The sequence below is a fragment of the Flectobacillus longus genome (genome assembly GCF_030056705.1).
GTDB lineage: Bacteria > Bacteroidota > Bacteroidia > Cytophagales > Spirosomataceae > Flectobacillus > Flectobacillus longus.
On the sequence record NZ_JASHIC010000037.1, the window covers coordinates 32,236 to 47,203 of the forward strand.

Annotated in this window: 10 protein-coding genes; 6 read left to right on the forward strand and 4 right to left on the reverse strand. The window is 35.3% G+C overall.

Features of this window, described 5'->3' with window-relative positions:
• The first annotated feature begins 129 nt into the window (after window positions 1–129).
• Genes QM491_RS22980 through QM491_RS22995 form a run of 4 tightly spaced genes read left to right on the forward strand, consistent with a single transcriptional unit; the run spans window position 130 to window position 6,238 of the window.
• Entirely contained in the window at window positions 130–2,331 is a 2,202-nt protein-coding gene (locus tag QM491_RS22980) for an alpha-galactosidase (protein WP_283329873.1), read from the forward strand.
• Window positions 2,318–3,430 (forward strand): GntR family transcriptional regulator, encoded by a 1,113-nt coding sequence (locus QM491_RS22985; protein ID WP_283329874.1) that lies wholly within the window; start codon window positions 2,318–2,320, stop codon window positions 3,428–3,430. The genes QM491_RS22980 and QM491_RS22985 overlap by 14 nt, the downstream gene beginning before the upstream one ends.
• 34 nt (window positions 3,431–3,464) lie before the next feature.
• On the forward strand, window positions 3,465–5,000 hold the full coding sequence (locus QM491_RS22990; protein ID WP_283329875.1) for a solute:sodium symporter family transporter: 1,536 nt from the start codon (window positions 3,465–3,467) through the stop codon (window positions 4,998–5,000).
• Between the two features lie 56 nt (window positions 5,001–5,056).
• A complete protein-coding gene (locus QM491_RS22995; RefSeq protein WP_283329876.1) occupies window positions 5,057–6,238 on the forward strand; it encodes an ATP-binding protein in 1,182 nt (393 codons plus the stop codon).
• 294 nt (window positions 6,239–6,532) lie between these two features.
• Here QM491_RS22995 and QM491_RS23000 read toward each other — a convergent pair whose 3' ends face one another.
• Window positions 6,533–7,555: a replication initiation protein gene (locus QM491_RS23000; protein ID WP_283329877.1), complete on the reverse strand. Its 1,023-nt coding sequence runs from the start codon at window positions 7,553–7,555 to the stop codon at window positions 6,533–6,535.
• An 872-nt stretch (window positions 7,556–8,427) separates the two neighbouring features.
• Between QM491_RS23000 and QM491_RS23005 the strand changes: the two genes are divergently transcribed.
• Both QM491_RS23005 and QM491_RS23010 read left to right on the forward strand, forming a co-directional pair.
• Window positions 8,428–9,369, forward strand: coding sequence for a ParA family protein (locus QM491_RS23005; RefSeq protein WP_283329878.1), 942 nt, complete (start codon window positions 8,428–8,430; stop codon window positions 9,367–9,369).
• Between the two features lie 12 nt (window positions 9,370–9,381).
• Window positions 9,382–10,347: a ParB N-terminal domain-containing protein gene (locus QM491_RS23010; protein ID WP_283329879.1), complete on the forward strand. Its 966-nt coding sequence runs from the start codon at window positions 9,382–9,384 to the stop codon at window positions 10,345–10,347.
• Between the two features lie 691 nt (window positions 10,348–11,038).
• Here QM491_RS23010 and QM491_RS23015 read toward each other — a convergent pair.
• The 3 genes from QM491_RS23015 to QM491_RS23025 all read right to left on the reverse strand — a co-directional run bounded on the left by QM491_RS23015 (window position 11,039) and on the right by QM491_RS23025 (window position 14,958).
• Entirely contained in the window at window positions 11,039–12,925 is a 1,887-nt protein-coding gene (locus QM491_RS23015; RefSeq protein ID WP_283329880.1) for an LTA synthase family protein, read from the reverse strand.
• A 157-nt stretch (window positions 12,926–13,082) separates the two neighbouring features.
• The gene (locus tag QM491_RS23020; protein ID WP_283329881.1) at window positions 13,083–13,676 is read right to left on the reverse strand and encodes a TetR/AcrR family transcriptional regulator; all 594 of its coding nucleotides are present in this window, start codon (window positions 13,674–13,676) and stop codon (window positions 13,083–13,085) included.
• 4 nt (window positions 13,677–13,680) lie between these two features.
• Complete coding sequence (locus tag QM491_RS23025) at window positions 13,681–14,958, reverse strand: TolC family protein (protein ID WP_283329882.1); 1,278 nt, start codon at window positions 14,956–14,958, stop codon at window positions 13,681–13,683.
• Window positions 14,959–14,968: the final 10 nt, after the last annotated feature.

A 14,968-nucleotide genomic window follows, 5' to 3' on the forward strand; every position in this document is an offset into this window, starting at 1 on the left:
TATAAGGGAATCTTTTCCCAATTTATATAAATGGAAAAATGGTGATAGTCCCCCTGATTTTCGGGGGGATATATTTTGATTTTTCCTACAAAATATTCAAACGTTCAACTTAAAATTAGGTTATATACTATGATTCGTAATTCAATACTATGGGTTTGTCTGGTCTTCATTAGTTCAGCAACTTGGGCACAACAACCCACCACACTCACCGTAGAAACACAGTCTAATACACTTGTATTTCAGACAGATGCCCAAAATCATCTTCGTACTATTTACTTTGGAAAACGCCTCAAAAACAAAGAGGAATTAGCTCTGATTGAAACTCAAAACAACCAAAGAGATGTAAACACAGGTATTTATAATTCTATTTATACACCAAGTGGAAGCTGGAATATGCTCGAACCAGCCCTCAACATTGTTCATGCAGACGGTAATGCCTCGACAGACTTGATTTATCAAAGCATTAATACGCTAAAAGAAAACGAAGATGTAACTCTCACAACCATTTTGCTCAAAGACCCTGTATATCAAACTGAAGTCAAAATCTTTTTGAAAGCCTATTTTCAAGAAGATGTAATTGAGCAATGGACTGAAATAAAAAATACAGAAAAAGCTCCTATTACGCTTCAAAAATATGCCTCAGCAAACCTGTATCTTAATGCACAGAAGTTTTATTTAACGCATTATCTAGGCGCTTGGGGACGTGAAATGCGCCCCGAAGAAACAGCCTTGACGGGTGGTATAAAGGTAATTGACTCTAAACTGGGTACTCGTACCAATCTGTATGAGCCTCCTACTTTTATGCTTTCCTTCAACAAACCATCAGAAGAAGACCAAGGCGATATATTGTTAGGAACATTGGGATGGTCTGGTAATTTTAAAATAGATTTTGAAGTAGATTCTTACCATAACTTACGCGTTATTGCAGGCATTAATCCACATGCTTCTGCCTATCCTTTGGCTAGTAATACAGTATTCAAAACACCTTCTTTCATTTATACTCTGTCGCATCAAGGTAAAGGCTTTGCAAGTCGTAACCTACATCGTTGGGCCAGAAAGTACAGAATTTTGGATGGAACAGGCGAGCGCCTTACCTTACTCAATAACTGGGAAGCGACTTATTTTGATTTTGACCAACAAAAAATAACCAACTTATTTAAAGATGGGAAAAAGCTAGGAGTAGATTTATTTTTGCTAGATGATGGCTGGTTTGCCAACAAATACCCACGCAATGACGATACTGCAGGGCTTGGCGATTGGGAAGAAAATCGCAAGAAATTACCTGATGGTTTAGGTTATCTAGTAAAAGAAGCTCAAAAAACAGGAATAAAGTTTGGTATTTGGCTCGAACCAGAAATGGTTAATCCACGCAGCGAGTTATACGAAAAACATCCTGATTGGGTGGTAAAACAACCTCAACGTCCTGAACATTATTTCAGAAACCAGCTCGTATTAGATTTATCTAATCCCCAAGTTCAAGATTATGTATTTGGCGTAGTAGATAAGTTATTTACGAAAAACCCAGGGCTAGCCTTCATCAAATGGGATTGTAATGCTGTTACTTTCAATGCCCACTCTGCCTATCTTCAAGCAAGAGGCGAGTCGCAAGGTAAATTCTATGTCGAGTATATCAAAGGTTTATATAGCGTTTTGGAGCGAATTAGAGTTAAATATCCTAAAATTCCAATGATGCTTTGCTCAGGTGGTGGCGGTCGAGTAGACTATGAAGCACTCAAATATTTTACCGAGTTTTGGCCAAGTGATAATACCGAACCTCTTGAGCGAATTTTTATTCAGTGGAATTATTCTCATTATTTTCCTGCGGTGGCTACTTGTAACCACGTAACCGACTGGGGCAAACAACCTCTCAAATTTCGTACAGACGTAGCCATGATGGGCAAACTAGGTTTTGATATTGTGGTAGAACATTTGAGCAAAGATGATTTGGTATTTGGTCAACTTGCTATTGAAAACTATAACAAGCTCAAAAATATTATTTGGCAAGGCGAACAATATAGATTAGTAGACCCCTACAAAAATGACATAGCATCACTGATGTATGTTGATGAAAATCAATCGAAAGCCATCATGTTTAACTATCTCGTAAGTAATCGTTTTGAGCTGACAGCCACACCAAGAGCGATTCAATTGAAAGGTTTGAACCCAAACAAACGATATAAAATTGAAGAAATTAACTTATATGCCAATACTCCATCTACCCTCAATAGTTCGCTGATATTGAGCGGTGACTTTTTGATGACTGTAGGTTATAATCCAGAAGTAAACGACAAACGAACGAGTGTAATTCTTACGATTAATGAAGTTAAGTAATTCATGTTTGGGGCAGGATAGTCTGCCCCAAGACCGTATTTATTCTCCAAATCTTGTATATTTGGATTTGGAGAATACTACAATGAAAGAAATTTACGATAAAATATTAGAACTAGAAGGCATCCCTGGCTATTCTAAACACCAGCAATTAGTACAAGGAATCATCAATGCTATTGACGACAAAGTGGTATCAAAAAACGATATGCTTCCTTCTGTCAACAGTATGATAAAAGAACTCGGCGTGGCGCGTGAAACCGTAGCTAAGGCTTATCGTGAGCTAGTGAGCAGAGGCATTGTAGAGTCAAAAAATAGAATGGGATATTATGTTTCTACGAATGATGTAAATCGACCCACCCAAGTGGCATTGGTATTGTTTAATCATGGCTCATTACAAGAAGTTTTTTTGAAATACTTCAGAGCCCATTTACCTGCTGAAATACATTTTGATACATTTTTTCACCATAACAAAATAGAGAATTTCGAAAATATTATTCAATCAATTTTGGGGAAATATAGCATGTACATTATTACGCCTATTCCACACCCCAAAACTAGAGAGATTTTACGATTGCTTCCTATCAATAAATTGCTGATGATTGACCGTTACGAGCCTATCGACGGTGATTTTAGCCATATTACACAAGAGTTTGAACAAACAACCTATCGTGCATTTGCAGATTTGAACGACCGTATTCAGCGATATGACGAGTTGATATTTTTTCATCATGTAGCATCAAGTACGCCTATCGAAATTGTTAAATCTTTCAAAAAATATTTAAAAGATTTTAAAATGAAAGGCTCTATCCGTACCGAATACATATCGGGTTCAGTAGAAAAAGGCAAAGCCTATTTTACGCTCCAAAATATAGAACTGTGGACACTTATAAAAGACTGTAAAGAAAAAGGTCTGACAATTGGAAAAGATGTTGGTATAATCTCGCACAACGATGATTTGATAAAAGAAATCGTTTGTGATGGTATTACTACATATTCTGCTGATTTTGCCTTATTAGCTCAAAAAGCCGCCGATTTTGTCGTTAATTCAGAGAAAATCAAAGAAACTATTCCAACTATTTTAAAGATTAGAAATAGTCTTTAGTATTATCAAATAGATATTCGAGCTCAAAGTTGCTATGAGTAGTAATTCAATAAAAGACCAGCAAACTAAGGTTAGCGAGTCTTTATTTTTAGGTAAAAGAAGGTTGAACTTTGGGTTAGTTGGATGTTTGCTTTTTCTTACAAACCTCAATGGCATCCAGTTTATTGGCGAAAACGAATCGGTGTATATCAACAATATGTCAGTAATGGCATGGGGCATTACGTCTGTTTTTGCTATGTTAATCGTCGCAGAATTTGTGATACCCTATTATTATCAAAAAGGAATTATCACCACCCCCGACTTTCTTGAAATACGCTTTGATAAAAGTATGAAGCTGTGGGTATCTGTGGTGTATCTGTTGGCTTATCTTCTCAACATGATGCCTCCTATTTTGTATGCGAGTGCCACTGTTTTTCAAGGTATTTTTCATATTTCCGAATTACTTTATTTAAGTTCTTTCCAAACCATTGCCCTACTGAGTGTATTAATAGGCAGCTTATCATTGGTGATTTCGCTTTGGGGTGGAATCGAAAAAATTGCCATTTCTGACATTGTAGTAGGCCTTTGCTTGTTGATAGTAGGATTATCGTTGCCTTATTATGGCTTTAAGCAAATTGGTAATGGTAGTTTAACAGAAGGCTTTAAATTAGTTTTCAATGCTCAAAATACGCACCTCAATGCCATTGGCAACAGCCAAGATGCTATTCCAATAAGTACACTCTTTACAGGTATGATGCTTGTAAATCTTAATTACTGGGGTGTAGAGCAGTTTATTGTCCAACGAATGATTTCTGCACAAAACCTTGTTGAAAGCCAAAAAGGAATCATACTTACAGCATTTGGCAAAATATTGTCGCCTCTCATGCTCAATGTGCCAGGGCTCATAGCCGTTTATTTGTATCCTCACCTTGGTCATTCGGCCGAAGTATTTCCAAGAATGGTAGCCGATGTTCTTCCTCCTTTTTTGGTGGGTATTACTGCTTTTGTTATCATTGGTGCCAGTATTACGAGCTTCAACGCAGGACTGTCGAGCACAAGCGCTCTGTTTTTCTTGAACATTTACCGTCCTCTATCCGAAAAACGAGGGCATAATCTAAGCAGCAAACAGATTCAACAATATTCTCGATATTTTCAGATAGGCGTTGGGAGTTTTTGTATGATTATAGCGCCCTTCATTTATTTTGCCCAAGGAGGCTTCTATTTATATTTACAAAAAGTGGGTGGTGCATTCAATGTACCCATTTTTACCATTTTATTTATGGGTTTTGTCAGTAAAAAAGTAAGTACTTTAGCTGCCAAAGTAGGACTTTTCTTTTTTATATCTACTTATCTTATTACACAGTTTGTTATCGAAATTCCTATACATTTCTTGCATATATTGGCCATTTTGTTTGTTATCACTAGCGGGCTTATGCTATTGCTTAGTCGGTGGTATCCCAATACCCAAATCATCATAGAAACAAGTTATGTAAAAAAATCAAAGGGGTGGGCGCCTCGTTATTGGTTCTATGGAATACTCTTGGCTTTGTCGGTCTTATTATATGCCTTTTTCTCTCCTTTGTTTTTTTAGAATTTATTGTTAAATTTATCCTTGTAAATATAAAGTTTGCATATATAATTACAAGGATGATTAAGAGAAAAAGCCAATTAGAAATCATAGAATTGTTAGAAGAATTCCCAGCTGTAAGTATTTTAGGCCCTCGTCAGGTTGGCAAAACAACTTTAGCAGAGGAGATTGCAAACATACTAATGCCTGAAGCTATTTATTTAGATTTAGAAAGTTTAGCGGATCAAGCCAAGCTTTCTGATTCGGAGGCATATTTTGAATTGCATAAGGGAAAACTTATTATTCTTGACGAAATCCAGCGTACGCCCGAATTATTTGCTGTGTTACGTGGGGTAATAGACCGTCGCCGTAGGGCTGGGTTCAGAACTTGCCAATTCTTAATTTTAGGTTCGGCATCGCTCGAATTATTAAAACAATCTTCAGAGTCTTTGGCAGGAAGAATTGCCTATCAAGAACTTTCAGGTTTCAATGTCCTAGAAATTGAAGATTCAAGTTTCTCTAGTATTGAATCGCTTTGGCTCAGAGGGGGATTTCCAGATAGCTTTCTTGCCAAAAATGATGCAGGGAGTTTTAGATGGAGGCAAAATTTTATTGTTACCTATTTAGAAAGAGATGTTCCTCAATTTGGTAGTAGAATACCTGCCATATCTTTACGAAGATTGTGGACTATGCTCGCGCATACACAAGGTAGTCAACTTAACACAGCACAACTAGGGGCAAGTTTGGGAATCACAATTCCAACAGTTAAGCGTTATATAGAACTGCTTGAGGATCTTTTTCTTGTCAGGACTATTTACCCTTGGTCGGGAAACGTAGGTAAGCGATTAGTAAAAACACCAAAGGTATATATTAGAGATAGTGGATTGACACACGCATTACTAAATCTTAATTCCTTAGAAGACTTGCTGAGTCATCCAGTTGTAGGACCAAGCTGGGAGGGATTCGTAATAGAAAATATCATTTCATGTTTACCTCAGGGGGCTACTTTCTGGTTTTATAGAACATCGGCTGGTGCTGAAATAGATTTGGTGGTAGAGCTGACTAGCCAAGAGCGATATGCTATTGAGGTAAAACGTTCGAGTGCTCCTAAAGTTTCTAAGGGTTTTTATTTAGGATGTGAAGATATCAAAGCTACCAAACGCTATGTAGTATATCCAGGAAAAGAACAGTTTCCTTTTGCTGATGGTGTGATTGCTACCCCACTCAGTAACCTTATGAAAGAGTTGAGTGAAGGGAAATAAGAATAAAACTGAAAACATGAGTTATCCCGAATTTTGGAATAATTTAAAATAGAGACCTCTTGTTTATGCTTATTGGGATTCACAAGGTGAACGATTGTACTGTTTATTAAAAAATGCGTTCGAAATGATTTTTTCGAACGCATTTTTTAATACTATATTTCAACATAACATCTCTTTAGACGCAAAGCATAGCATTTCTATAACTAGAATACAAATTTTAGAATAATCACTCATTCACTCAATTGAAAATCACTAAATTAGGAATGACTCATTTAGCTCAATCTTGATGAATTTTTATTTTTTACGAGTGTCTTTTTTCTTCACTAAATCTAAACAAGCCAAAATATAGGCAGTTTGATTCTTGACATTTGTATGTAATCCATTTTCAAATTCTATATGTAAGGAAATAAATTTATCAATAAGCAGGCTATCCTCCAATATCTTTTCCTTATGAGCAGGCTTAATGTTATATTTTGTATCTATGATTTCTTCTACTTTTTCATACACAGCTCTGGGATTTATTTGGATAGCTTCTAGAAAATCTTGTTTATCAATTTTGCTTAGTTCAAGCGCCGTAATTATCCTAAATTGAATATGTGTGACATTGCGTTGCTTGTTTCCAAAGTTTTCATACTCAAATTCTATTGGTACACCATTCGTTTCTTTTAATTCCTTCTTGGCTGGCTCAAGTACTTTTCGCTTAAAATCATTGAGGTTTTGATATTTGTTTGCTTCTACTTGTAACAGCTTTCGTAACTCCTGTATGCTATATACGAATGTTGTTCTGTTTTGTCCCAAATGTAACTTAATAAGCTTGTACATGAGGGTTGAATAGATAGACTTAAATTCCAAAATAGTTTGAAAATCATAACGTGTGTACTGGCTTCCTAAACTAGCTAGATAGGGAGATAATTGCGCATTAGACCTAAACTCTAACATGCCCGAATTATTCTTGTTATAACTAATGCTTGAGAATAAGGGTATATGCTCATATTCAATATGATTAGCGTTAGACAAATCGAAAAAAGTCATTACTTTTTGAGCCATCGACTTAGTTACAGCCAGAATTTGCTCTGGTTTAATCGTTTCACGCACAGTTGTTATTGGTATCTTTACAGACACACCATGATTGATATTAATCGTATTGTAATTTATTTGATTAATAAAGTATTCAAATAGCCTTTGCTCTACCCTTGTAAACTGAGTATTGCTAATCACCATTTGATTAGGTAAGTAGTTGTCTTTACGGTTAGGTGTATAGGGATGTTCGAGGTATTTTTCCTCGATAGATTCTATGTTTATTCCAATTTTTTTCATAAGCTCAAAATTTCCAAAAAAGTCGCCTTAGCTTCCAAAAAAGTCGCCTTACGAGGTTTAAAATTTCCAAAAAAGTCGCCTTAGCTTCCAAAAAAGTCGCCTTACGGCTTGTAAAATATTGATTTACAGCAAGTTACAAGCTCCTAAATCAATCAAATAAATATGATAAATATATAAATCAAGAAAAGATTACTAAAAATAATAGTTTTCATCTATTTTTTATCCAAAATACACTACAATTCTTCTATTGACTATTATGTATTTAGTAAAGGGAATTTTTTCCAAAAAAGTCGCTTTAAAATGTATATCATTGAGTTTAAATGTTTTTGATATAAATTTTTTACTCGGCGCTTCCAAAAAAGTCGCCTTACGGCTTTTTTGAGCTCAAAAAGAATGATTGTGCTGTTATGAAATACTAATATTGGGAAATAAATAATCATACATATTGATTTCCCCAAAAGTCGCATTAGATATATTTTTAATGTAATGTACTGATAATCAGATATATAATTTCAAATGCTCTTATTAATGAGATGGAATAAATTTCCAAAAAAGTCGCCTTATAAGATTTTAAGTATCTTAATGTATTTTATAACTATCTAATATACAGGTATTTATATTAGATTTTCAGGCTAAATAATACTCATTTTCATATTTCTAAAAAAGTCGTTTTAATGAAAAATTAGAATTGATAAGGCGACTTTTTTGGAAATATAGTTTATCTATAAGGGTTTGAGCAATTACACAGGAGATTTTACATGTGACTCAAACTTGAATTCAAAGATTGAAAAGTTTCGTTTAAGATAAAAATATATCCAAATATATTTCATATTGGATATATTTTTATCTTATTTTGTTTAAACGTTTTTCCTATGATATCTCCTGACAAAATCCTCAAATTTATAAGGCAAAAGCCAGCCTTAAACTTATCGCAATTAGAGAAAGATGCGTCCTTACCCAAAAAGACGCTTTACAAAGCTTTGCAAGGAGCGGTAACTTTAAACGAAAAACATTGTAGTCTCTTAGAGCCCATCCTGAGAGAGTATGGTTATGCAGACGAACTTTTTTCCAAAGCAAAAGTTATCTCTGTTGTAAATCACAAAGGTGGTGTAGGAAAAACAACTACGACTATCAATTTAGGAAAGGCATTAGCTATATCTGGATTTAAAGTGTTACTTGTAGACTTTGATTCGCAAGGTAATACCTCTCAATGCTTTGGTGAGTACACGCCTGATATTCAGGTGATTGATGCCATATTAGATAATGTAGATATGCCAATCATTGAAATAGATCAAAATTTCTATTTGTCACCGTCCAATATTAAAATGGCTTATCGTGAAACCGATTTAGTCAATTCTATTGGAAATGAGAAAAGGCTGCGTAATAAACTTAGTCAAATAAGTGAACAATTCGATTTTATTTTGATAGACTGCCCTCCTGCTCTTAATATTTTTACTACAAACGCATTGGTAGCATCTGATATGTGTATTGTACCATTGCAGCCAGAAGCTTATGCGTTTTATGGTGTCGAAAATCTTTTTAATAGAATTTACGAAATTAGACAGCATGTCAATAATACTTTGGTGGTGAAAGGAATCCTTTTTACTATGGTATCCAATACATTAGTACACAAACAGATGATGACTTTTGTGAAGGAGCAATACAAGCATATTCCTGTGTTTAATGCTTCCATCGAAAGAGCAACAATCATTCAACAGTCACAAGTAGCACAAAAAGATTTATTTTCTTATGCCCCCAAGTCAACTGTGGCTAATCAATATATGGATTTGGCTAAAGAATTTATGACACTTTAATAGTAGATTGAAATGGCAAAAAATAACTTTATGAGTGCTATGATGAAGGCCGATTTGCCTAAATCTATGTACTCTCAAGACGAAAAAATAAAGAAGGAATTAATAGTTTTGGAAAAACTCAAAAAGTTTATTCCACCTTTGGCTCCTGATGAAAGAACACAACTAGAACAAAATATTTTAGCTTTTGGCTGTAAAGACCCGTTGATTGTGTGGGAAACCAAACAATCAGCTATTAATCCTGAAGCGCCAAATCCCGATGAGGTTTGCTATGTACTTATTGATGGGCATAATCGCCATGAGATATGCCAAAAGTTTGGATTAGATTTTAGGGTAAACTTGATTGAAATTCCAACTTTCGAGCAAGCACAGGACTTTATGATTGATCATCAACTAGGTCGTCGTAACCTATCAGTTGAGCAAATGGCCTATCTGAGAGGAATGAAGTATCTGGCACTTAAACAAGAACGAGAGAATCAGGAGTTGACTAGAGATAAATCAGGCAAGTTTAAATCACAAGAAAATGAAGTAAATAACCGTGGTGGTCAAAGTGACCGCGACGGCAATTTAGATTCTGAAAACCGAAGTGGTCACTTTGACCACCACGGGAAAAAAGAGAAATTATCAGAGCAATTAGCCAAAGAATTTAATGTTGGCGAAAAGACCATCCGTAGAGATGCAGATTTTGCTAAAGGCTTGGAGATGCTACCAAACAACATTAAAAACGAAGTACTACAAGGTAAATCCAATCTTAATAAAGCGGATATTATTGAAGTTGGAAAAACTAAGGATTCAAATCTAGCCCAAGAAAAAGTAAATCAACTGGTAAGTTCAACAGTGATAAAACCAGAGAAAAAAGAAAAGCAATCAAAAGATAAAGTGCTTGGAGTATTGAAATCTTATTTGACAACAGCAGAGGAGTGCGATGCTCTTATTACTGAGATCGAGCGCATCAAACAATCTATCAGCAGTTTAACATAGTAACAAGATAATAGTTATAGCGATGATAATAAAAGCGATAAAGTTAAGCCCTATCCAACTTGAAAGCCTTGTATCGAATCGATTTAACAAAGACCTATAACTATCTATTCATGCGTTAGAATATCTCTCTTTGAAAAGTTCTTCGTCCATTATGCGAGGCTAATAATCGTCAATATTACTCCTAATAAAAGGAACACTATTGACGATTATTAGTTTTTGACGACATAATTGGTATAATTTTTCTGCGTCAAATCGCAACAGCGAACCGAACCGTTCTTCGTCAGTATTCAAAAATAGCCCATCAACAGAAATAATAGCATCCTCTAACATCGAGGTAAGCTCTTCAAAAGGTATCTAAATCCCTTCCTTACACCAACGACAACAATGCCCGAAAACAGTTTTGTAGTGAAGGATATGAGTGCTAAATAAGCTTTCAGCAGGTAATAAATGCCATTGAATCCCTTAGTATGGTTACCAGTCTCACTAAGAGGATATTGAGATTTAAAACCTCGTTTTCTTTTGGGTAAATAACTAATTATTTCTGATTCTATGATATTTTTACTGAGTACATAGTACATAAAAAAGGTTGCTTGTTATGGTTCGCAAAACAAGCAACCTTTTTTATTTTTTCATAACTCCACAAAAGTCAAAATGACTTCATTATTTTAAAATGATATAGGTAGTCCAACTATTAAAGTTTATTTTCAATTAGTCCGTTATGATGATATTGAATGAATGCTAGTAGCCTATTTTTAAGTTTAGTAGCAATAGGAATGTTGTTTTTTATTATTACATTCTTTTCTAAATTGACTGTATCTCCTCTAAATTTTTCGCCATCAAATACGATATATTTCGACTGGGAAACCATTCTAAATCTTCCTTCACTATACAATAAAGCCGTTCCACCTTGTGAAAAGTTGAAGATTGACTCTCCAAAGTAATTGAGCTTATGATTGTTCTTACCAAGAAAATCTAAAATGGAGGGAACAATATCTGCATGTTGCGTAATCTTATGAGTCAAGATTTTCTTTTTTAGCAATATGTTCATACGCTGAGATCCATGAAAAAGAATGAGAGGAACTCTATATGCGCCCATTTCATTATCATATTTAGACTCAGAGTTTTGTTGGGTGTGGTCTCCTGTAATGATAAATAGGGTATTTTTGAACCAAGGAGTATGCTTACTATTTTCAAAAAACTGGCGAAGCGCATAATCTGCGTATCCAATACTCTCATGAATTTCTAAAGGCCCTTTTCTAAAACGTCCCAGATATTTTGCTGGAATTGTATAAGGTGAGTGTGAGCTCAATGTGAAAATCGTATTGACAAAAGGTTGTTGTTGCTCAGTAGTTTTTTTAGCACAGAATTGCAAAAACGGTTCATCAAAAATCCCCCAATTTCCATCAAAATCTTTTTTATTGGGATATTCATTTAATCCATAATATTGCTGAAAACCCGCAATCTGAGAAAAACCTTCAAAACCCATCGAACCATTTCTTGCACCATGAAAAAAGGCAGAAGAGTATCCAAAAGACTTTAAAATACTTGCCAAACCAGATATGTTATTTGCCTGATATTTGGAGGTAATATAAGGTTCGTCCATTAGTTTGGGCATACTGGCTACGACAGCAGGTACGGCGTCGATAGATTCACGTCCGTTGGCAAAATGGTTTTTCATACAAACTCCAGCTTTACTCAAGGAGTCCAAAAAAGGTGTATAGCCTGTATATTGATTATAGATTCCCATATATTCAGCGCTCAAACTTTCCACAATAATTATCATAATGTTTTGTGGGACATGGTGTTGTATATCAGATGATTGACCTTTGGTTTGAATCAAGGAATACATCTGTTGGTTAGGTAAATATTGTACAGCGTTTGTCCCTTGTGCATCTATCGTGGTAAGAAAGGTAAAGGGCGTATTCAATACTAGATTGCCTAATTGATGACTATTCTGCGAGAAAGCTTGATTAGTTCTTAAGGGTTTTTCCTGAAATCCACCTCTAAAGCCTAGAACAAAAAGTGCAGCCATAAAAAGTGCCATAAAAACATTGAAGGGATACCAAGGAATGGTATTAGTGAACTGAAGCTTTTTTGAAGGTTTGGGTAAAAACTTTATGAAAATCCATGATAGACAAAGCATAATTAATGCTAAATACCAATACTTTCCGAGTAGATTATGGGCTTGATTTACGACATCGCCCATAATGCTATTGATTTCAAAGTTGGTTCTTCGACCTATGAATTTATAATATTCTAAATCTATGACTCCCAAACTCAAAAAAGCTAAATTAGGAATCACGAATAGGTTTTGTAACCATTTTTGATAGCGTAGACTTTCCCAATGACTAGGAGATAGCATAAATGAGCCAAGTACATAAAGTATATTAATGATACAAATGGCAGATAAATCGAACCTGAGTCCCAACAAAAAGGAATCAATAATTTGATCGTTTGAGGCATTTTGGAAAGAATGGCTATTAAAAAGGAAAAACAGTAATCTAACGATACTGTAAAATAGCATAAGCCACAAAATGCGTCTTCCTAAAAGTGAAAACTGAAAGTAGAGAAGTTTCATTAATTTGATGAAAGTTTTGTTTGATATTCGAGATTTTTAACCTTGAGTCCAGAGAATAGTGGTAGCTTTTATGAAGCACAAAACAGAAGTCCCTCAACGGAAAGACTTCTGTCCACTACTAGCATTTGATAATCAAAAAATTATGGAAAAACTTGTTCTATTTAGAAAGATCCATTTTTTGCCCAACGGTATTGAGAAGTCCCTTGAGGAAAAAATTATTTAATCCTTTAATAAAATCTATTCGAGCGTGCTCTTCCTGAAAAAGACCATCATTGAGAATATTTTTGAACATCCAAACATATAGTTCGGCCGAAGCGGTAGCATCTAGCTCTTGACGGTATAGCAACTCAGATTTGCCTCTTTCAATATTTTGTGAGACATAATGTAAAAGTTTCCTATCCAAAAAACTTGTTAGCTTTTGATGTGCTTCTAAATAGTATGTCCTCGAATCCTTTAAAAACAATGAGGTCAATTTGGTAAAGCACTTTTGTATTTCTTCAAAAAACCTTTGTAGTTCAATAATGGCGCTTGGTGTTACCCGAGGGAATATCCTAAACGACTGCTCAATCTTTGTCAGTAAAGACTCCATGACTTTTACCACCAAATTATGTTTGGAAGGGAAGTATAAGTACAAGGTTTTCTTTGAGATACCGCACTCATTGGTAAGTTCGTCCATTGTCACAGCTTTGATACCACGTTTAGCAAACATAGATTGCGCTGTTTCCAGAATAGAAATTTGTTTGCCTCTCATACGCTTACTTGATTTCGCCGATGGCTCTTTTATAATTTGCCAAACTCACTTTGTATTCAACTTTTGCATCGATATGGCTAGTATAAGCCTGTTGCCAAATCACTTGAGCTTCTAGCACATCTTTTCCTGTGATGGTTCCTGCTTTGTAGCGGTCGTTGGCCAATCTTAGGTTTTCCTCAGATTGTTTGATGGATAAATTTGATAAATCTATTTTCTTGAGGGTTTGGTTCAGTTGAATCCACGCACTCTGCACCTGTAGATTAATCAACTCTTTACTTTCTTCGAGTTCCCATTTCTTCGCTTGGATTTTTAGCTCTTGCTCCTTTACTTTCTGAGCATTTTTGCCCCAATCATAAATAGGAACAGAGAAATTGAGTAACCCCAGATAGGAACCAAGGAAACTATCACCATTTGAAAAGTTAATCTTATTACCTACAGACGCAAACCCTGAGAAGACAAAACTCAATTGAGGTTTATGTTCGGCTTTGATCAAGGAAGTTTTGATATGCTCAAGTTCCATGACCTTGTTTAAGACCTGAATTTCGGGTCTTAACTCTTCTGCATTGGTTACTTTTGGAGAAAGTAATTCAACGTTGAAGGTATTTACCTCATCAGCGATATGGAAGTCTATTTGGTTGGATTGTCCAATAATCTGCGCCAAGTTTAGTTTGGCTAATATGAGTCCATCTTGAGCTTTTGTGATGTTCAAATCTGCTTCATTCAGATTGACTTCTACTCTTAGTAAATCATTTTTATAGGTCAAACCTGCATCTACGGCATTTTTAAGCTCTTTTTGTAACTGTAAAAGCATTTCTTTGTATTTCTGTGCTAATACAATTTTTTCTTTTACCTGCACGATTTGCCAATAGGCACTTTCTACCGAAACTAAAAGTTCTGCCTCAGTAATTGCCTTTTGTCCTTGCGAAATTTCAAGAGCTTTAGTATTTGCTTCAACGCCAAGCTTAATTTGCCCACCTGTGTAAATAGGCTGTGCCACCATAACCGACCCACTCCCCAAAACGCTTGGAAGTAATTGATTAAGAGGTTTACCTGCGTGTATCGCCATTACCGAAGCATCGATATTGGGTTTATCATTAAGCTTCGAAGCATCACGAGCTACTCTTGTCGCTTCAATTTGGAACTGAGCGGCTTTAATTTTTTTATTTTGAGTCAAAGCCATTTGCCTACACTGCTCTAGTGCGTAGGTGGGCGTTTGAGCGTTATTAGGAAATACCTTTCCGATTAGTACCATTATGAATAGTACTCGGCAAAATGTATGCATGAATTTCATC